At 69.4% G+C, this 18,982-nt stretch carries 13 protein-coding genes; 10 read left to right on the top strand and 3 right to left on the bottom strand.

Annotation, left to right across the window (positions count from 1 at the left end; genetic code table 11):
• Genes IPQ09_03795 through IPQ09_03805 form a run of 3 tightly spaced genes read left to right on the top strand, consistent with a single transcriptional unit; the run spans window position 1 to window position 4,420 of the window.
• On the top strand, window positions 1–1,638 hold the full coding sequence (locus tag IPQ09_03795) for an ABC transporter ATP-binding protein (protein ID MBL0193344.1): 1,638 nt from the start codon (window positions 1–3) through the stop codon (window positions 1,636–1,638).
• Entirely contained in the window at window positions 1,635–2,972 is a 1,338-nt protein-coding gene (locus tag IPQ09_03800; GenBank protein ID MBL0193345.1) for an HlyD family efflux transporter periplasmic adaptor subunit, read from the top strand. The genes IPQ09_03795 and IPQ09_03800 overlap by 4 nt, the downstream gene beginning before the upstream one ends.
• On the top strand, window positions 2,969–4,420 hold the full coding sequence (locus IPQ09_03805) for a TolC family protein (protein ID MBL0193346.1): 1,452 nt from the start codon (window positions 2,969–2,971) through the stop codon (window positions 4,418–4,420). Before IPQ09_03800 ends, IPQ09_03805 begins: the two co-directional genes overlap by 4 nt.
• Window positions 4,421–4,470: 50 nt before the next feature.
• Here the strand turns inward: IPQ09_03805 and IPQ09_03810 are convergent, their stop codons facing one another.
• The 3 genes from IPQ09_03810 to IPQ09_03820 form a co-directional block, all read right to left on the bottom strand.
• Window positions 4,471–5,478: a hypothetical protein gene (locus IPQ09_03810; GenBank protein MBL0193347.1), complete on the bottom strand. Its 1,008-nt coding sequence runs from the start codon at window positions 5,476–5,478 to the stop codon at window positions 4,471–4,473.
• Window positions 5,479–5,608: 130 nt separating this feature from the next.
• Complete coding sequence (locus tag IPQ09_03815; protein ID MBL0193348.1) at window positions 5,609–7,303, bottom strand: sulfatase-like hydrolase/transferase; 1,695 nt, start codon at window positions 7,301–7,303, stop codon at window positions 5,609–5,611.
• A 255-nt stretch (window positions 7,304–7,558) separates the two neighbouring features.
• Complete coding sequence (locus tag IPQ09_03820; protein ID MBL0193349.1) at window positions 7,559–9,019, bottom strand: hypothetical protein; 1,461 nt, start codon at window positions 9,017–9,019, stop codon at window positions 7,559–7,561.
• Between the two features lie 298 nt (window positions 9,020–9,317).
• Between IPQ09_03820 and rplK the strand changes: the two genes are divergently transcribed.
• The 7 genes from rplK (at window position 9,318) to rpoB (ending at window position 18,811) form a co-directional block, all read left to right on the top strand.
• On the top strand, window positions 9,318–9,755 hold the full coding sequence (rplK, locus tag IPQ09_03825; protein MBL0193350.1) for a 50S ribosomal protein L11: 438 nt from the start codon (window positions 9,318–9,320) through the stop codon (window positions 9,753–9,755).
• A 168-nt stretch (window positions 9,756–9,923) separates the two neighbouring features.
• A complete protein-coding gene (locus IPQ09_03830) occupies window positions 9,924–10,634 on the top strand; it encodes a 50S ribosomal protein L1 (GenBank protein MBL0193351.1) in 711 nt (236 codons plus the stop codon).
• Window positions 10,635–10,637: 3 nt separating this feature from the next.
• Complete coding sequence (locus tag IPQ09_03835) at window positions 10,638–11,195, top strand: 50S ribosomal protein L10 (protein MBL0193352.1); 558 nt, start codon at window positions 10,638–10,640, stop codon at window positions 11,193–11,195.
• Window positions 11,196–11,313: 118 nt separating this feature from the next.
• Window positions 11,314–11,694: a 50S ribosomal protein L7/L12 gene (gene rplL / locus IPQ09_03840; protein ID MBL0193353.1), complete on the top strand. Its 381-nt coding sequence runs from the start codon at window positions 11,314–11,316 to the stop codon at window positions 11,692–11,694.
• An 848-nt stretch (window positions 11,695–12,542) separates the two neighbouring features.
• Window positions 12,543–13,964, top strand: a complete 1,422-nt coding sequence (locus IPQ09_03845) for a hypothetical protein (protein ID MBL0193354.1) — start codon at window positions 12,543–12,545, stop codon at window positions 13,962–13,964.
• 84 nt (window positions 13,965–14,048) lie between these two features.
• Entirely contained in the window at window positions 14,049–14,372 is a 324-nt protein-coding gene (locus IPQ09_03850) for a hypothetical protein (protein ID MBL0193355.1), read from the top strand.
• Window positions 14,373–14,674: 302 nt separating this feature from the next.
• Complete coding sequence (gene rpoB, locus IPQ09_03855) at window positions 14,675–18,811, top strand: DNA-directed RNA polymerase subunit beta (GenBank protein ID MBL0193356.1); 4,137 nt, start codon at window positions 14,675–14,677, stop codon at window positions 18,809–18,811.
• Window positions 18,812–18,982: the final 171 nt, after the last annotated feature.

An 18,982-nucleotide genomic window follows, 5' to 3' on the forward strand; every position in this document is an offset into this window, starting at 1 on the left:
ATGCCGACCCCCGCAGCGCGTGGTCACGCCACGCACGCCACGCACGCCACGCACGCCACGCACGCCACGCCGCACCAGCGACTTCGAGAGCTCGTCAGGCTGGAGCGCGACGACATCTGGGCCATCGCAGTCTTCGGAGCGCTCGTCGGGCTCACGACGCTCGCCGTCCCCGTGGCGGTGCAGGCCCTGGTCACGTCGGTGGCGATGGGGACGCTCCTCCAGCCCGTCGCCGTGCTGACGGTGCTGCTGACGATCGTCCTTGGCTTCTCGGCGGCGCTGCGGGTCTGGCAAGTGAAGCTCGTCGAGCTGCTCCAGGAGCGAGTCTTCGTGCGCGCCTCGCTCGAGCTCGCCAGCAAGCTGTCGCACGCCTCGCCCGGGGCTTTCGAGGGAAGACACGGGCCGGAGCAGGTCAACCGCTTCCTCGACGTCGTGACGGTGCAGAAGGCGCTCGCGGGCCTCCTTCTCGATGGCTTGGCCGTCGGCCTTCAGCTGGTCGTGGGCCTCGGGCTGCTCGGGTTCTACCACCCGCTCCTGCTCGCGTTCGACGTCGTCTTGATCGGCGCCCTCATCTTCGTGATCTTCGTCCTCGGTCGTCGAGGTGTATCGACCAGCGTGGGCGAGTCCAAGGCGAAGTACGCCGTAGTCGCCTGGTTGCAGGAGGTCGCGCGTCACCCGGTGGCGTTCCGCTCCGAAAACGCGCAACGCTTCGCCCTCGCGCGCGCAGACGAGCGATTGATGTACTACCTGGAGCGGCGAAGAGAGCACTTTCGCGTAGTGCTCCGCCAGACGATCGGCTCGCTCACGGTGCACACGTTCGCGAGCGCCTCGGTGCTTGGCCTAGGCGCGCTGCTCGTTCTGCAGTCGCAGCTCACGTTGGGGCAGTTGGTCGCTTCGGAGCTGGTCGTCAATGCCGTCGTCGCGGGGGTGTCGAAGCTCGGAAAGCACCTCGAGACCTACTACGATCTCGTCACCTCGCTCGACAAGCTCGGGCACCTCACCGAGATCTCCACGGAGCGCGAGGACGGCGAGCCGCTCGAGGGATCGGGCCCGCTCCAGGTCGAGCTCGAACGCGCGAGCGGTCGCGTCGCCGTGAGGGCAGGCGAATGCCTCGTCCTCTCCGCGGCGCGGCAGGAAACCAGCGGTGAGCTCGGCGCGCTGTACGGCCTCGCCGAAGACGCCGACGTGCGGGTCGACGGAGTCCCGCTGACCGAGGTCTCTCTCCCCAGCTATCGTGACGCGGTCGCGCTCGTCCGCGGTCCGGAGGTCTTCAACGGATCGGTCCTCGACAACGTTCGCATGGGGCGCCCGAACGTGTCGCAGTCGGATGTCCGGAGGGCGCTCGCGGCGGTGGGTCTCGAAGACACCGTCGCTCGACTCCCTGCCGGCCTCAACACCGAGCTCACGACGTACGGCCTCCCTCTCACTTCGGAGCAGGGCACACGCATCGCCCTGGCCCGCGGGCTCGCAGGAGGGCCTCGCCTTCTCCTGCTCGATCGCGTCCTCGACGGCCTCCCGGAGGCCGCGCTCGCGGCGGTCGTCTCGACGCTCGTGGGCGCCCGAGGCACGCAGTCGCTCGTCGTCTCGACGAGCCGCCCAGACGTCGCGACAGCGCTCTCCGCCACGGAGGTGCGCTCATGAATCACGCGGAACGGTGGTCCGGAGCCGGCGCGCGCGCGCTCGTTGATCTACCCAGCTTTCGCGCGGTGCAGGGAAATCCCCGGACGCGACGGCTCTCGCGCCTCCTCTTCGCCGTGGTGGCCGCGGTGTTCGGGTCTCTCTTCATCATCCCCTGGCAGCAGACGTCGATCAGCGGAGGGCGGGTCGTCGCGTATGCCCCCCTCGAGCGCCGGCAGAACATCGAGGCCCCCATCGAAGGGCGAATCGTGTCCTGGGCGGTCCACGAGGGCACCCGAGTCAAGAAGGGAGATCTCGTCGCGGTCATCTCGGACAACGATCCCGAGCTGGTCGCGCGGATGCGCCTCGAGCGGTCCGCCGTCGAGAACCGGGTCGAGGCTGCGCGAGCGCGCGTTCGCTCGATGGAAGACCGCATCATCTCGCTCGAGACCTCGCGCTCCACCGGAGTCTCGGCCGCTGGCTCCCGCGCGCGCATGGCGCGTGATCGGGTGATGGCCGCGGAGCACGCGGTCGACGCGGCCGACGGCGCGGTGAAGACCTCGCAGCTGAACCTGGACCGCCAGCGCGCGCTCGCGAAGGACGGGCTCACCTCCACGCGCGGGGTCGAGGTCGCGGAGCTCGAACAGCTGCGATCCAGGACGGATGCGGAACGCGCCCGGGCCGCGCTCTCGGCGGCGAAGAGCGAAGAGCTCGCGCTGAAGTCGGACCACGAGAAGGTTGGGTCGGACGCGCGGGCCTTGATTCGAGACGCCGAGGCGGCGAAGGCGATCGCGCAGGGCGAGGTCGCGAACTCCGAAGCGGAGCTCACCCGCGTGGACGTGCGTCTCGCGCGGCAGGCCTCCCAGCGGATCATGGCGCCGCGCGACGGCACGGTCCTGAAGCTGCTCGCGGCCCAAGGCTCCGAGATGGTGAAGGGCGGCGACCCGATCGCCGTCCTTATCCCCGACACAGAGGAGCGCGCGGTCGAGCTCCACGTCGATGGCAACGACCTGCCCCTCGTGGCCGAGGGTCGGCGGGTGCGGCTCCAATTCGAGGGTTGGCCCGCCGTGCAGTTCTCCGGCTGGCCCCAGGTCGCGGTCGGGACCTTCGGAGGCACAGTCTCGCTCGTCGACTCGTCCGACGACGGCAAGGGGAAGTTTCGGGTGGTCGTGCGGCCGGACGCGGGCGCCCCGTGGCCAGAGAGCCGCTATCTGCGGCAGGGGGTGCGCGCCCAAGGATTCATCCTCCTTGGGAGGGTGTCGTTGGCCTACGAGCTTTGGCGCCAGTTCAACGGCTTCCCGGCGTCGAATCCTGCGCCACCCAAGCAGGCGGAGCAGGCCGAGGGGAAGTCCAAATGAGGAGTCTCGTCATGGCGACCGCGGGCCTGCTCTTTACCGCCTCCCTCGGCGAGCGCGCCCTCGCCCAGAGCTCCACCGCGCCCCTCACGGCGGCTGCCCCCGTCGCGACCGCCACTCCTCGCGAGAGCGCGCTCACGCTCGCCGAGGTGCTGTCCTCGATCGATCGCGACCACCCCGCGGTCGCCGCAGCCCGCCAAGACAAGGCCGCGGCGCGGGGCGACAGGACCGCGGCGGATGGCGGATTCGACACGGCCTTTCGAACGCGCGTCGCAGGGACGCCACTCAGCTACTACCGGAACTTCCGCGTAGACACCGTGGTGGAGCAGCCGACCGCCCTCTGGGGAAGCACGGTGTTTGGGGGATATCGGCTCGGGCGAGGCGACGTGCCCGACTACGATGGCAAGCAGCTGACCAACGAGCTTGGTGAGGTGCGCGCCGGGCTCGTCGTGCCGACGATCCGAAACGGCCCCATCGACCGTCGTCGCGCGAACCGCGAGCGAGGCGCGCTCGGGGAGACCGCCGCGGGCGAGGCGCTCCGCGCGGCCACCCTCGACGTGAAGCGGGTCGGCGGCCTCCGCTATTGGGAGTGGGTCGCCGCCGGGAAGCGCCGCGAGATCGCGCGCACTCTTCTCGACATCGCGTTGAAGCGAGACGCTCAGATCGCGTCGCGGGTCGTTCGCGGTGACTTGTCGCCCATCGAGCGCACCGAGAACGCTCGCGTCATCCTGCAGCGTCGCGTTCAGCTCGTGGCGCAAGACCGCGGGCTTCAGCAAGCGGCGATCGAGCTGTCGCAGTACTACCGTGCGCCAGGCGGTGGCCCCGTCGTGCCCTCCGACGATCGTCTACCGGCGCTCGAGGAGCCGACGGTGTGGCCGGCGGAGGCCTTACCAACGGCCACGGCGCGCGCGCTCGCCGAGCGTCCCGACGTGAGGCGCATCGCGCTCGTCCGCGAGCAGGCTCGCGTAGAGGCGGACCTCGCGAACAATCAGCGGCTCCCCGCGCTCGATTTTCAGGTCGTTGTCTCCAAAGACTTCGGCGGTGGAATCGCGACCCGTCGCCCGGTGGAGCTCGAGGGGCAGGTGCTCCTGGATGTCCCCATTCAGAACCGCCAGGCCAACGGACGCGCCGAGGCTGCGCGCGCTGCGCTCGCGCGCGTGGCGGAGCAAGAGCGTGGGGCCCGCGACCGCGTCACGGCGGAGGTCCGCGACGCGCGCTCTGCCAGCGAGCTCGCACGGAGCCGACTCGCGCTCGCGCGCCAGGAGGTCGAGATCTCGGCCGAGCTCGAGCGGGCAGAGTGGCTCCGGTTTGCCGCTGGCGACACCACGCTGCTCGTGGTGAACCTGCGCGAGCAGGCGACCTTCGACGCCCGGCTCCGTCAGGTCGACGCGCTCGCCGAATGCCAGCGAGCGCTCATGCTCTTGCGCGCGGCCATGGGGTCGCTCAAGTAGAGTCGCGTGGTACGCCCAACCACGCCGCGCCGGGTCGGGCGGGTGGTGCGCTACTTCCCCGTCGACTCGACGGCCACCGGCAGCGAGACCGATTGTCCGCCGAACGCCGCGACGAACGCGTCGGGGGTCTCGTCGCTCGTCCGTAAGTAGAAGATGGGCGCCGTCGCGTGCACAGGAAACGAGGAGACGAGCGGCTCGCTCTTCGTGGCCACGTAGCGGCTCCCCGTGAAATACGCCTGGCCTCGGGCGTCTCGGGCCACCAGCGCGACCGCAGAGTACGAAGAGCGCTGGAGCACGATAGGCCCCTTCTGGAGCTCACTGGACGCGCGCCCTTCCGCGTACCTGTAGAGCTCGAGCGAGGCATGCGTCGACTCGGGGTTGGCGACGACGACGGGAAGAGCTCCGCGGAGCGGGCCCACGGCGATCGTGACCTCGCCCGACCCCGGCGCCTTGGCCTCGAACCGGCGCGACGCCGCGCCCCCGGTCTCGCTCGGGGCGCGCGCCATCGCCCCCGTGGCCGCGAAGACCTCAGCGTCGACGTCGTGAGCGAGCTTTTCGCCCGACGACGAGCGCACCTCAGCGCCAAGCTGGATGAGGAGCCCCGGCGCCAGGCCGAGAGTGCCCGCGGGGTCGTGCGGGCGTACGTCGGACACGACGACCAGAGAGGCCGGCGCTTTGGCTGTGAGCGTGAACGAGTCCGCGATCGCGGTGCTCCCGTCGCGCCCTTTGATGCGAAGCGTGAAGGCACCTTCGCGGCGCGCGATGATTCCGAGGCCACCTCTCGACGAGACGACCTCGCACGCCCCGTCGTCGCACGTGGCCTCGTCGATCGCGAGCGCGTTCGGGTCGAGGTCCACGCACCCTTTGATGCAGACGTGGACGCCTTGGTTCGGGCGGGTGACCCGCACGGGCGCCGGCACCCCCACGGCGAGCGGCTCGTCGGGAGCAGAGAACTCGAGGAGGCCGCTCTCGCCGTTGCCGGCGGTGTCCTTCACGGCACACCCCGCGACGGCCGACAGGGACAAGAACGCGAAATACAAGCAGGCGAGGGCTCGCATGCCGGCCCCGTGAGCAACGACCGTTCCAGCGCCTGAACGACCCCCGCTCGCGGAATTTCTGCGATCTCCGGCCAGACCGTGACCACGAGTTCACGGCGCTCCCGGCCGACGGATCCGGCGAGCCCGCGCGTCACGTCGGCGCGGAGACGGGCAGCGGCGCGACGCGCGGGGGCGGCAGGCCCGCGCGGAGGGCGGCCGCGAGCTCGTCGCGCAGCGCGCGGCGGGCAGGGTCCGACCAGAGGTTCACCCGCTCGAGCGGATCCTCTCGGAGGTCGTAGAGCTCGCCCTCGGTGCCGTCGTAGCGAGGGATCTCGCCGCCGCGGTTCCACAAGGGCCAGAGGATCGGGAAGCGCCCCCCGACGCCGCGGGTAGAGGGCGAGTAGACCGTACAGGTCACGCCGCCGCGGTGGATCGTCGCGAGGTGCATTCCCACCTTCGAGAACTGGCTGTCCCAGGTCGTGAGGACTTGCTCGCGCCCAGAGCCCGGCGCCTGCGGGAGCGGCGCCCCCTGCATCCACTCGGGCACAGGGAGGCCCGCGATCGCGCAGAACGTCGGCGCCAGATCGATGTGACCCACCGGCTCGGGGATTTCGGCGGGCGCGATGTTCGCCGAAGGCGCGGGGCGCCACAGGAACGGCACGCGCATGAGCGAGTCGACGTGGTACGGGCCTTTGAAGAACAGGCCGTGGTCTCCCTGCAGATCACCGTGATCCGATGTGTAGAATACATCGGTGTCGTCGCTGAGCCCGAGCGCCTCCAGCGCCGCGAGCAGCTTGGCGACCGCCTCGTCGAGCAGCTCGTTCTCGACGTGGATCATCGCGGTCATCTCTTGCACCCTCTCGCGCGTCAGCTGAGACGGCACGAAGGTCGCTGGGCCGCCCTCGGGGTTGCGAAAGCGCCCCTCCCACCAGGCCAGCCAGTGCCGCGGCTTGCGCGCGAGGATCGCTCGGGTCTCTTCGGGGCTGGTGGGCATTCCTGCGGGCAACGGCACGTCGCGCCAGCGGATGCGGTTCTTCACCTCGTCGGCCGGGGGATCGAACGGGTGGTGGGGATCGGGGAAGCTCACCCAGCAGAAGAAGGGCTCGTCGCCCACGCCGCGGAGCCACTCGACCGCGCGATCGGCGACCCAGTCCGTGTGGTAGACGCCGCGCGGGACGGGGTTGTGCTTCACCTCGGGCGCGCCGGTGTCGCCGCCTCCCGTACCGCTCAGCACGCCGGCGAAGCCCTCTACGTGCTCGGGGTGCGTGGACTGGACCCAGCGCGCGTAGTGGTGCGCCCCGAGCGGGCCGTGCGTCGCGAGCTCCACGTGCTCGAAGCCATACCAGAGCGACCGTAGCCCCTCGGCGGCGATGCGGTTCTCGCGGAAGCGGAGCAGCGGATCGATGTGGGGATCGAAGTGCGCCTTCCCGATGAGCGCAGTCTTGTACCCACCGCGCTCGCGCAGCCACGAGGCCACGCTCGTGCCGTCGTCCGGCAGGCTGACGCCGTTGGAGACGACGCCGTGGGTGCGCGGGTAGAGGCCGGTGAGCATCGTCGAGCGCGCTGGCATGCACACGACGCTCTGCACGTGGGCGCGGCGGTAGCAGAGCGCCTCGCGCGCGAGCGCGTCGATCGCCGGGGTCCGCGCGACCTGGCCGCCGTTCACGCCGAGGGCGTCGTAGCGCTGCTGGTCCACCGTGATGAAGAGGATACTGCGCCGCTTCGTTTTAGAGCGCGGCGGCCGCGGGAGCTCGCGCGGCTCGCCGTGCCGAGCGCGCGCGACGGCGCCTCGGGCGGCTGCGAGCGCGGCCGTGGTCAGCTTGAAGAGCTCAATCCCGTGGCGCATGGGGTTCAAGGCGACACCTCGCCTTCGGCGCGGGCTCGCCTTCGACCTGCGTTCGCCCCTCCGGGGCTCACTGCCCGTTCATGGGAGACCTCGCCTTTGGCTCGAGTGAACGCAGAGGACCACATGCGGCGATCATCCCCATGCCCGCCGGTGTGTCAATGCGCGCGAAACGCAGACGGGGATCGCCACGCAGAGCTCCCTCCACGCCCTCCTGTTTCAGGCCGTCCGCGTGGGCTGGGCGATGGGGGCGCCCATTCATGTGCTCGACGCGTCCAGCGCAGCTCGAAGCGGTCTCGACTGCGCCCGTACATCCGCCGCGTGCCCGCAGAGCGCCGCCGCGCCGCGCGCCCACCGCCTCAGCGCGCGCACATCGACCGTGGTCGGGTAGCGCTTGTAGAGCGCCACGACCGCGGGCATGCGCAGCGCTGCCCCCACCAGCCCGGCGGCGGCTCGGGGGGCGCGCGTTGCGGATCGCGCGAGGCGCGCGATCTCCCCGAGGGTCGGCGAGTGCAGCTCCTGCGCGAGCGCCGCGGCGGTGCTCTGCTGCGACACGAGCCCGCTGGCGAGCAGCGTGTCGAGCGTTCTGGCGTCGAGGCGCTGCGTCGCGCGGCGCATGACGTCGTACGCCGCGTGCACGCCGCCCCGCTCGCGGTGGAACGCGGCCTGATAGGCCCAGGTGGCGCGCTCGCAGCCGGGGTCGTCGAAGCCGGCGATCGCCTCGGCCAAGATGCGCGCCGCCACGAGCCCGCTGCCCACGCCGCTCCCGTGCACCGGGAACACCTGGCAAGCCGAGTCGCCGAGCAGCGCCAGCCCAGGCGCGGCCAGCCGATCGTACGGCCGGCGGATCGGGATGCGACCGCCGCCGCCGTAGATCACTCGGCCGATCCAGCGCTCGCGCCCCACGAGCTCGCGGTGGAGTTGGGACGCGCGGCCGTGGCTCGTGCCGCCGCCCACTCCCGTGAGCACCTCGACGTGCTCGAGGTCGGCGTCGACGATCACGCCGAGCGTCGAGTAGCCACCGCGGAGGCCAAGGAACGTGAGCACCTGCCCCGGGGCCACGCCGTGTTTGTCCAGGAAGGCGCGCGCGCCGTCGCGGTCCGAGATCTCCCGCACCTGCTGGTGCGCGGTGCACACGTCCGCGCCCGCGGGCGCTGGGCAGTCCGCGGCCAGGGTGCTCGAGCGCCGGAGGAGCGACTGGCGAGTCCCGGTGGCGTCGACGAAGAGCTGGGCGCGCAGTGTGTGTGGGCGCACGGCCTCCTCAGCGGGCTGGCCCTGAGCGAGCTCGGCTCCACTGAGCCGCCGAGCGCGCAGCGTGATCGCGAGCAGCCGCCCGCCCCGCTCCTCCACGGCGTCGAGCGCGGCCGCTTCGAAGGGCTCGGCGCCCGCGCTCCGCGCCTCGGCGCGCAGGCGCTCGGTGAGGCGGCGCATGTCGACGCCCCACATGGGCCGGAGCCCAACGGCGAGGCGGGCGCTCGGGGCGCCCCCGAGGATCGTGACGGGCATGGGGTCGCTCGACCGCTCGGGGGGCTCGGGGCGCCCCACGCCCGCGCGATCGAACATCCACGGGGGGACGTCGTTCACCCACCGCGCGCCCCCCACGTCGAAGCGCCGCGCCTCGACCAGCGCCACCTCGCGGCCCGCCCCGGCGAGCATCCCCGCCAGCGCCGCGCCTGCGCTGCCAGCGCCGAGGATCACCACGTCGAACCGTGCAGTCATCGTACTCCCGCGGCGGGACCGGGTCCCTGAGGGCGAAGTTAGCGCGGATCGCAGCGTCGGCGTACGTCGCTCCCACGCCCACCCCACGCCCGACGATCCGCCCCCGCAGAGCCCGACGATCTCTCCGCTTGCATCGGCCGGTGGTTCTGTTACTAAACGCGCCCCTTCCGCTTGTGGCCGCTTCGGCCTCGCGCGGGAGGCAGCGCCACCACTACGACCCTCCCTCGCTCGCGAGCCCGCCCACTCCCTGGGTCACGGCCCGGAGCGCCGAGAGCCTCCCTCGTAGGAGCCCCCCGACATGAAGAAAATCACCGGACAAATCAAGCTCCAGCTCCCCGCCGGCAAGGCCAACCCGGCCCCGCCGGTCGGCCCCGCGCTCGGTCAGCACGGCGTCAACATCATGGGCTTCTGCAAGGAGTTCAACGCCAAGACCGCCGGCGGCGACATGATCATCCCCGTGGTGATCACGGTCTACTCCGACCGCTCTTTCACCTTCATCCTGAAGACCCCGCCGGTCGCCGTCCTCCTGAAGAAGGAAGCCGGCCTCGCCACCAACAAGAAGCCGGGTTCGGGCTCCAAGGAGCCGAACAAGGTGAAGGTGGGCTCGGTGTCGGAGGCGCAGGTGCGCAAGCTCGCCGAGATGAAGATCCAAGACATGAACTGCACCGACGTGGAGGCCGCGATCCGCATCGTGCGCGGCACGGCGCGCAGCATGGGCATCGAGATCACGGCCTGATCAAGCTTCTTTACTAGCGGCCCCGCGAATGGTTCGCGAGTCCGCGCAGAAAACCTCGACACCACCGCTCGGGAGTCCTCCCGAGGTCACCCTTCTTCCTGAAGGGGGGCGCCGGTGGGAGGTCCAAGCTCGGAGTCACCGAGCGGAGAGGACCGCAAGGGAGGCACATTGGCGAAACTGTCCAAGAATCGCACGAAGTTGACGACGGAAGTCGACACCTCGCGCAAATATACGGTTGAAGAGGCGTGCGCCGTCGTCAAGAAGGCGAAGTTTGCCAAGTTCGACGAGACCATCGACATCGCGGTTCGCCTCGGCGTCAACCCGCGCCACGCCGACCAGATGGTCCGCGGCGCGCTCGTGCTCCCGCACGGTACGGGTCAGACCGTCCGCGTGCTGGTGTTCGCGAAGGGTGACAAGGAGCGCGAGGCGCGCGAGGCCGGCGCCGATTTCGCCGGGAGCGACGACATGGTGGCGAAGGTGTCCGAGGGCTTCCTCGACTTCGACCGCGTGATCGCCACCCCCGACATGATGGGCGCGGTCGGCAAGCTCGGTCGCGTGCTCGGCCCCCGCGGGCTCATGCCGAACCCGAAGGTCGGGACGGTCACGTTCGACGTCGGCAACGCCGTCCGCGAGGCCAAGGGCGGCAAGATCGAGTATCGCACCGAGAAGGCGGGCATCGTGCACGCCCGCATCGGCAAGAGCTCGTTCGAGGAGTCTGCCCTCGCCGAGAACGCGAAGGCGCTCATCGGCGCCCTCATCCAGAAGAAGCCCTCGACGGCGAAGGGAACCTACCTCCGGAGCATCACGGTCAGCTCGACCATGGGCCCCGGGCTCAAGGTCGACCCGGCGCCGTTCTCGGGCAAGACCGAGGAGGCGTAAGCCATGGCAGCGGCCACAAGCACCAAAGCAGGCAAGACCACCGTCATCGGCGAGGTCAAGGGCAAGTTCGATCGCGCGACCTCCGTCGTCCTCCTCGACTACAAGGGGATGACCGTGGCGAGCGCGACCAAGCTCCGCGCCAACTTCCGGAAAGCGGGCGTCGAGTACAAGGTCGTCAAGAACACCCTCGTCAAGCACGCCCTCAAGGGCAGCGCCTACGGCTCGAAGCTCGACACGCAGCTCACCGGCATGACCGGCGTCGCGTGGAGCTACGAGGACCCGTCGGCGGCAGCCAAGATCGTCAAGGCCTTCCGGAAGGACGAGGGCGAGGCGGGCCAGAAGCTTCAAGTCAAGGCAGGCCTCCTCGACGGCAGCATCCTCGACGGCAAGGCCGTCGAAGATCAGCTCGCGACGATGCCCGGCAAGGACGAGCTCCGCGCCATGCTCCTCGCCACGCTCCAGGCACCCCTCACCCAGTTCGTTCAGCTCCTTCAGGCGCCGACCCAGAACCTGGTGTATCTGCTCGCCGCTCGGGAGCAGGAGCTCGAAAAGCAGGGCTGAGCCCCGCACCGCACCGCAGTCGCCGTGGCGTGGGCACTCGCCTCCGCTCCCAAGTAACGCCGCCGTCGAGAGGCGCGGCAAGACCCTCACAAGATTCTACGTTTGGAGAACTACGAAAATGACTGACATCAGCAAGGACCAGGTCGTCGATTACCTCTCGAACCTCCCCGTGATCCAGATCGCGGAGCTCATCAAGACCCTCGAGGACAAGTGGGGCGTCAAGGCTGCTCCGGCCGCCGTCGCCGTCGCCGCGGGTCCCGCGGTCGCCGCTGCCCCCGTCGAGGAGCAGACCGAGTTCAACGTGGAGCTCAAGGAGGCCGGCGCGAGCAAGATCAACGTGATCAAGGTCGTCCGCGAGATCACGGGCCTCGGCCTCAAGGAGGCGAAGGACCTCGTCGAGGGCGCGCCCAAGGTCGTGAAGGAGGGCGTCTCCAAGGCCGACGCCGCCGACATGAAGAAGAAGCTCGAAGAGGCGGGCGCCAAGGTCGAGCTCAAGTAAGCTCGATTCAGCGACCGCCGAAGGCCGCTTCCCTCACGGGAGGCGGCCTTCCGTCTTTTGTCGGCGAGGCGTGTCGCTGGACGGAGAGCCCTGCGAACGTCCTGGTCCGCATCCGTGGCGGGCGCTATGATGGGAAGCTGGCCCCGACCCGGAGATTTGCTTTATGAAGCGACTGCTTTGCCTCAGCTTTTCGGCCGCATGGCTCGGCGCGGGGTTCCTCGCCTGCTCGTCGGACCCACCGGCGGGCGGCGCGGACGGTGGACCCGTGCCCACGGCCACCACGCTCCCGGACGGGGCGCCGCTACCGCCGCCTGACGCCGAGCCGCAGTGCAAGGCCGACACCGACTGCGACGGGGGACGATGCGTCAACGGCTCCTGCGCGGCTCCCAGCGCGACCGACGGGGTGAAGAACGGCGACGAGAGCGACGTCGACTGCGGCGGCACCACGGCCCCGCGCTGCGCGCTCGGAAAGGCGTGCCGCGAGCAGGACGACTGCGACGCCACCCCGTGCATCGGCGGCGAGTGCAAGAAGCCGAGCCCGACCGACGGCCTCCGCGACAACGACGAGACCGACGTCGATTGCGGCGGCCTCGTGGCCCCGAAGTGCGCCGACGGCAAGAGCTGCATCAACGGGCGCGACTGCGCGAGCGCCGTGTGCCGCGCGTTCGTGTGCCGTGCGCCCTCGATCACCGACGGCGTGAAGAACGGCGACGAGACCTACATCGACTGCGGTGGCGACCAAGGCGCCCGCGTGCGCCGCGGGCGATCCGTGTCTGGTAGCGAGCGACTGCACGAGCCTCGTGTGTCTGCCTACGAAGGCCTGCGCGGGCGCTTACACGAACGACGGCGTGAAGAACGGCACCGAGACCGACGTCGACTGCGGCGGTCCCGGCGCGCCCGTGTGCGCGACCGGCAAGGAGTGCAAGGTAGGCGGCGACTGCGACAGCAAGTTCTGCTCGCTCGACGGCGGCGTGCTGAAGTGCGAGCCGCGCAAGGCTGGCCGCAAAGACGGCGATGAGACCGACATCGACTGCGGTGGCACCGTGGCTCCGCCGTGCGCTTCGGAGCGCGCGTGCCTCGCGGATCGCGATTGCCAATCGGCCGCGTGCAGCGCGACGAAGAAGACCTGCCTCGAGGGGCCGAGCTGCCGCGCCGCTCAGGGCGGCGAGACCTGCGGCACCGGCGAGGTGGGCGGGGCTGGAGTGAACCACGAGAGCTGCTGCCGCACTCTCCCGGTCACCGGGTACTCGGATCCGCGGCAGCCCGGCAAGACCGTGTACCTCGACAAGTACGAGGTCACCGCGGGCCGCATGCGGGCCTTCATCGCGGCCGTGACCGCGGCGAACGGCTTGCCCGACGTGAAGAGCTTCATGGCGGCCCGGCGGCCGTCGCGGTGGGTGAACGGTTGGGAAGACGCCCTCCCCGCGAGCGCCGAGGGCAACGTGGTCAACTTCACCGTGACCGACCCCACGACGAACCTGCTCTACCCGGGGCAAGACCGCTACCTCACGAACCGCACGCAGACCTCCTGGTCGGTGGCGAGCGGCAACTTCTCGTTCCGCCCGGGCCTCTACACGTCGCTCATCACGCCGGGGTCGACGTTCTTCCCCGAGTACGTCACGAACCCCGGCTGGCCCACGGTCGACTACGCGGTCATCCACGCGCAAAACTGCTCCACCACCGCGGGCTCGTACGGATACGGCACGTTCTATTTCGATCGGCCGATCGTCAACACCTACACGGGCGGCGTCGGGCGGTTCTTCACACAAGACCAGATGGACGTGAAGGCGCTGAACTGCTCCACCTTCGGACTCTACGCGGCGATGTGCGCGTGGGACGGCGGCCAGCTCGCCACCACCGAGGTGTTCGACTACGTGAGCGGCAACAACAGCCGACTGCTCGTCGCCGGGGCGACCCCGTCGTGTTCGAACGGCATCAACTCGGGCAGCGACGGCATCACCCGCTGCGACGGCATCTCGCAGCCGCGCGTGTATTACTACCCGCCGGACGGCAGCAACACCTACGACGGCTCGGCGCGCATCGCCCCGCCAGGTCGCGTGGCGGCGGACGTCGTCACGCTGCCCGCGGGCGGGGAGGGGTGGCGCGACATGAAGGGCAACCTCATGGAGGCGGTCCTCAAGCCCGACAACACGTTCGAGTTCCGGGGCTACGGCATCGGCTACGGGAGCGTGACGCACCACCGAAACCAGCAGCTCACTCCGCGCATGGTCACGGGCGGCATCGGCGCCCGGTGCATGCGCTTCAAGTGACCGCATTGAGGTGAGCGGGGTGCCCGCCGCGCCCGCGTCGCGCCGTCCGTGCGCTCGGGGCCGCGTTCGGCTACCCTTCGGCCCGTGCAGAGCGACATCGACAACACGCCGCGACCTACCGCTGCGCGCCCGGACCCGCGGCCGCCCCAGGAAATGCACGACGACCCTACGGTCGAGCGGCCTATCCCCGACGCGGTCGCTGCGGCCGCGCGCGACGAGGAGTTCCGCACCGGCCGGGTCACCTTCGAGGAGATCCTAGCCCGCCTCGGCCCGCGCCACCTCGGCGGCCCGCTGCCGCCCATTCGCGACGACCTGTACACGACCGGGGCGAAGGTCGAAGAGGAGCCCCTCTCCACCGACGACCTCGACGCCGCCTGGAGCGAGCGCGACGAGCGGGCCGAGAACTGAGTCGGGTGGCCTATCGAGCGACCACTCCGAGCGCCGGCGGGCGGCCCAGCTCGGCCCCGCGCTCCCGCCACCCCGCCGCTGAGGCGACACGGCTAGTTCTTTAAAATCAGATAGATAGGCACCACCTGCACACCCGAGCAGGGTCCACTCAGGCAACGTCCGTGCCGGCGGTGCTTGACTTTCCCCGGCAGGCCTGTCAGGTAGCGCGTCCCCACTTGTCCCTAGCGTGATCACGAAGGTCCCGGAACGCGCACCGGGTGCCTTCGCTTTCTCTTCGAGTCGTGCCGCGAGCAGGAGCAACGATGGCGAGCGTCATCCAGTCGAACTTCAGGATCCGCAAGAACCTCGGCAACATCAGCCGGGTCATCGAGCTCCCCAACCTCATCGACATTCAGAAGTCCTCGTACGACAAATTCCTCCAGACGAACGTGCCGTCGAACGACCGCGTCGAGGTCGGCCTGCAGGCCGTGTTCCGGAGCGTGTTCCCCATCAAGGATTTCAACGGCACGAGCGAGCTCGTGTTCGTGTCGTACAACTTGGAGAAGCCCAAGTACGACGTCGACGAGTGCCGCCAGCGCGGCATGACGTTCGCGGCGCCCATCAAGGTCACGACGCAGCTCATGATCTACGACACCCGCGACGGCGGGGAGCGCATCGTGCGCGACATCAAAGAGCAGGAGGTCTACTTCGGCGAGATCCCGCTGATGACCGACACGGGCACGTTCATCATCAACGGCACCGAGCGCGTCGTCGTCAGCCAGCTCCACCGGAGCCCGGGCGTCTTCTTCGATCACGACAAGGGCAAGACCCACTCGTCGGGCAAGCTCCTCTACAGCGCGCGCGTCATCCCGTACCGCGGCTCGTGGCTCGATTTCGAGTTCGACCCGAAGGACATCATCTTCGTGCGCATCGACCGCCGCCGGAAGATGCACGCGACGGTGCTGCTCCGCGCGCTCGGCTACAGTACGCAAGACCTCCTCAACTACTTCTACAACACCGAGACGGTGTACCTCGAGAAGGGCCAGAAGATCTCCAAGAGCGTCGAGTACGAGCTCCTCGCGGGCCAGCGCGCCACGCGCGACATCAAGGTCGGCACGGAGATCATCGTCAAGAAGAACACCAAGTTCACCAAGGCAGCGATGAAGAAGCTGCGCGAGGCGAAGGTCGATCGCCTCCAGGTGGACGCCGAGGAGCTCACCGGCAAGGTCGCGGCGCACGACGTCGTCGACCGCGAGACCGGCGAGGTCATCCTCGAGGTGAACGAGGAGCTCACGCCCGAGAAGATCGAGAAGGTCCGCGAGGCGGGCGTCGAAGAGCTGCGCATCCTCTTCATCGACGGCCTCAACGTGGGCTCGTACCTCCGCGACACCCTGCTCGCCGAGAAGGTGAAGACCACCGAAGACGCGATCATGGAGATCTACCGGCGCCTCCGCCCCGGGGATCCGCCCACGCTCGAGACGGCGAAGACCCTCTTCCACAACCTGTTCTTCAACGCCGAGCGCTACGACCTCTCGAAGGTCGGGCGCCTCAAGCTGAACTACAAGTTCTACCGCGATCTGCCCGAGGAGCAGCGCCCCCCGATCGACACCCAGGTGCTCACGCCCCAGGACATCCTCGAGACGGTGCGCCACCTCATCGAGCTGAAGAACGGCCGCGGCTCCGTCGACGACATCGATCACCTCGGCAACCGCCGGGTGCGCGCCGTCGGCGAGCTCATGGAGAACCAGTACCGAATCGGTCTCGTTCGCATGGAGCGCGCCATCAAAGAGCGCATGAGCATGTCGCAGGAAATCGACACCCTCATGCCGCACGACCTCATCAACGCGAAGCCCGTCTCCGCGGTGGTGAAGGAGTACTTCGGGTCCTCGCAGCTCTCGCAGTTCATGGACCAGACGAACCCGCTCAGCGAGGTCACGCACAAGCGCCGCCTCTCGGCGCTCGGGCCCGGCGGTCTCACGCGCGAGCGCGCGGGCTTCGAGGTCCGCGACGTCCACCCGACGCACTACGGCCGCATCTGCCCCATCGAGACCCCTGAAGGTCCGAACATCGGCCTCATCGCGTCGCTCTCCACCTTCGCCCGCGTGAACGAGTACGGCTTCGTCGAGACGCCCTACCGCCGCGTGTCCGAGGGGCGCATCACCGACGAGGTCGGCTGGTACTCCGCGCTCGAGGAGGAGGGCAAGTACATCGCCCAGGCGTCTGCGCCCTTCGACTCGAAGGGCAAGTACACCGAGAGCCTGGTCTCGGCGCGCCTCAACGGCGACTTCCACATGGTCACGCCCGACATGATCCAGCTCATGGACGTGGCGCCGAACCAGATGGTGTCCGTCGCCGCCGCCCTCGTGCCCTTCCTCGAGCACGACGACGCGAACCGCGCGCTCATGGGCGCGAACATGCAGCGCCAGGCGGTGCCGCTCATCCGCTCGCACGCGCCCTACGTGGGCACGGGCATGGAGGGGCGCCTCGCCATGGACTCGGGCGTGTGCATCGTCGCGCGGCGCGACGGCATCGTCGACAGCGTCGACGCCTCGCGCATCGTCGTCCGCGCCGAGGGTGACAAGGCCGAGATCCCCGACATCTACTCGCTCACCAAGTTCCAGCGCTCGAACCAGTCGACCTGCTTCAACCAGAAGCCGGTGGTCCGGGCGGGCGAGCGCGTCAAGAAGGGCGACGTCCTCGCGGACGGCCCGTCTTGCGACATGGGCGAGCTCGCGCTCGGCCAGAACGTGGTCGTCGCGTTCATGCCGTGGCAGGGCTACAACTTCGAGGACTCGATCCTCATCTCCGAGCGCATCGCCAAAGACGACGTCTTCACCTCGATCCACATCGAGGAGTTCGAGTGCGTCGCCCGCGACACCAAGCTCGGCAAGGAAGAGGTCACCCGCGACATCCCGAACGTCGGCGAAGAGGCCCTGAAGGACCTCGACGAGAGCGGCATCGTCCGCATCGGCGCCGAGGTGAAGCCCGGCGACATCCTCGTCGGCAAGATCACCCCGAAGGGCGAGACGCAGCTCTCCCCCGAGGAGAAGCTCCTCCGCGCCATCTTCGGCGAGAAGGCGGGCGACGTCCGTGACAGCTCGCTCCGCGTCCCCCCGGGCGTGGCGGGCATCGTCATCAACGCGCGCATCTTCTCCCGCAAGGGCACCGACAAGGACGAGCGGGCCCAGGCCATCGAAGACAGCGAGAAGCTGCGCCTCGAGCGCATGCTCCGCGAAGAGGTGAAGATCCTCCGCGACTCGTTCTTCCGTCAGATCAAGAAGAAGCTCGTGGGCGAGACCACGAGCGGCAAGCTGGTCGACGACAAGGGCAAGGTCCTCCTGCAGAAGGGCCAGAAGCTCGACGAGGCCGCCCTCGACGAGGTCCCGCACAAGTACTGGGGCGAGCTGCCCGTGGCCGACGCCGACGACATCGGCGGCAAGCTGATGGAGCTCGAGGAGATCGTCCGCGTCCGCGAGGAGCACTTCCGCGACAAGATCGATCGCCTCTCCAAGGGCGACGAGCTCCCGCCCGGCGTCATCAAGATGGTGAAGGTCTACATCGCGATCAAGCGCAAGCTTCAGGTCGGCGACAAGATGGCCGGTCGCCACGGAAACAAGGGCGTCGTCTCTCGCATCATGGCGGAAGAGGACATGCCCTACCTCCAGGACGGCCGCCCGGTCGACATCGTCCTGAACCCCCTCGGCGTGCCCTCGCGCATGAACGTCGGGCAGATCCTCGAGACCCACCTCGGGTGGGGCGCGAGGGTCCTCGGCTGGCAGCTCCAGAACATGCTGGAGGCCAAGTTCTCGCCGCAGGCCATCCGCGATCACGTGCTCAAGATCTACGAGGGCGACAAGGCCCTCCACACCTTCCTGAGCAAGCTCTCGGACGACGAGATCCGCAAGGTCGCGGCGAAGCTCCGCGGCGGCGTGCAGTTCGCGAGCCCCGTCTTCGACGGCGCCCCCGAGCAGGCCATCCGCGACAGCCTGCGCATCGCGGGGCTCCACGAGTCCGGCCAGTCGATCCTGTTCGACGGGCGCACGGGCGAGGCGTTCGACCAAGAGGTGACCGTGGGCGTCATGTACGTCCTCAAGCTCCACCACCTCGTCGACGACAAGATCCACGCGCGCTCCATCGGGCCCTACTCGCTCGTCACCCAGCAGCCGCTGGGCGGCAAGGCGCAGTTCGGCGGCCAGCGCCTCGGCGAAATGGAAGTCTGGGCGATGGAGGCCTACGGGACCGCCTACGCGCTCCAGGAGTTCCTCACCGTCAAGAGCGACGACGTCATGGGCCGCACGCGCATGTACGAGGCCATCGTCAAGGGGGAGCACACGCTCGAGCCGGGTCTGCCGGAGAGCTTCAACGTGCTCATCAAGGAGCTCCAGGCGCTCTGCCTGAACATCGAGCTGCTCGAGCCCTCCCAGATCAAGGCCAACTCCGACCACGCCGCAGAGGAGTAGGCGGCCCGCGCGGCCCTGGTCCACGCGCCGCTCCCGAGCGCGCGTGGACCCCGCCCCTCGACTTCCTCTCGGCGCCGTCGCCCCGTCCCCTCGCGAGGCGCGGCGCGAAGCACGCGCCCCTCGCCCCTCCCAGACTCCGTAGTTCGTTTCCGAAACTAGAAAGGTTTCCCC

Source organism: Myxococcales bacterium, from assembly GCA_016720545.1.
GTDB lineage: Bacteria > Myxococcota_A > Polyangia > Polyangiales > Polyangiaceae > JAAFHV01.

Coding starts and splice junctions, on each gene's coding strand:
- IPQ09_03795 (MBL0193344.1), top strand. CDS start 1: ATGCCGACCCCCGCAGCGCGTGGTCACGCCACGCACGCCACGCACGCC.
- IPQ09_03800 (MBL0193345.1), top strand. CDS start 1,635: ATGAATCACGCGGAACGGTGGTCCGGAGCCGGCGCGCGCGCGCTCGTT.
- IPQ09_03805 (MBL0193346.1), top strand. CDS start 2,969: ATGAGGAGTCTCGTCATGGCGACCGCGGGCCTGCTCTTTACCGCCTCC.
- IPQ09_03810 (MBL0193347.1), bottom strand. CDS start 5,478: ATGCGAGCCCTCGCCTGCTTGTATTTCGCGTTCTTGTCCCTGTCGGCC.
- IPQ09_03815 (MBL0193348.1), bottom strand. CDS start 7,303: ATGCGCCACGGGATTGAGCTCTTCAAGCTGACCACGGCCGCGCTCGCA.
- IPQ09_03820 (MBL0193349.1), bottom strand. CDS start 9,019: ATGACTGCACGGTTCGACGTGGTGATCCTCGGCGCTGGCAGCGCAGGC.
- rplK (MBL0193350.1), top strand. CDS start 9,318: ATGAAGAAAATCACCGGACAAATCAAGCTCCAGCTCCCCGCCGGCAAG.
- IPQ09_03835 (MBL0193352.1), top strand. CDS start 10,638: ATGGCAGCGGCCACAAGCACCAAAGCAGGCAAGACCACCGTCATCGGC.
- rplL (MBL0193353.1), top strand. CDS start 11,314: ATGACTGACATCAGCAAGGACCAGGTCGTCGATTACCTCTCGAACCTC.
- rpoB (MBL0193356.1), top strand. CDS start 14,675: ATGGCGAGCGTCATCCAGTCGAACTTCAGGATCCGCAAGAACCTCGGC.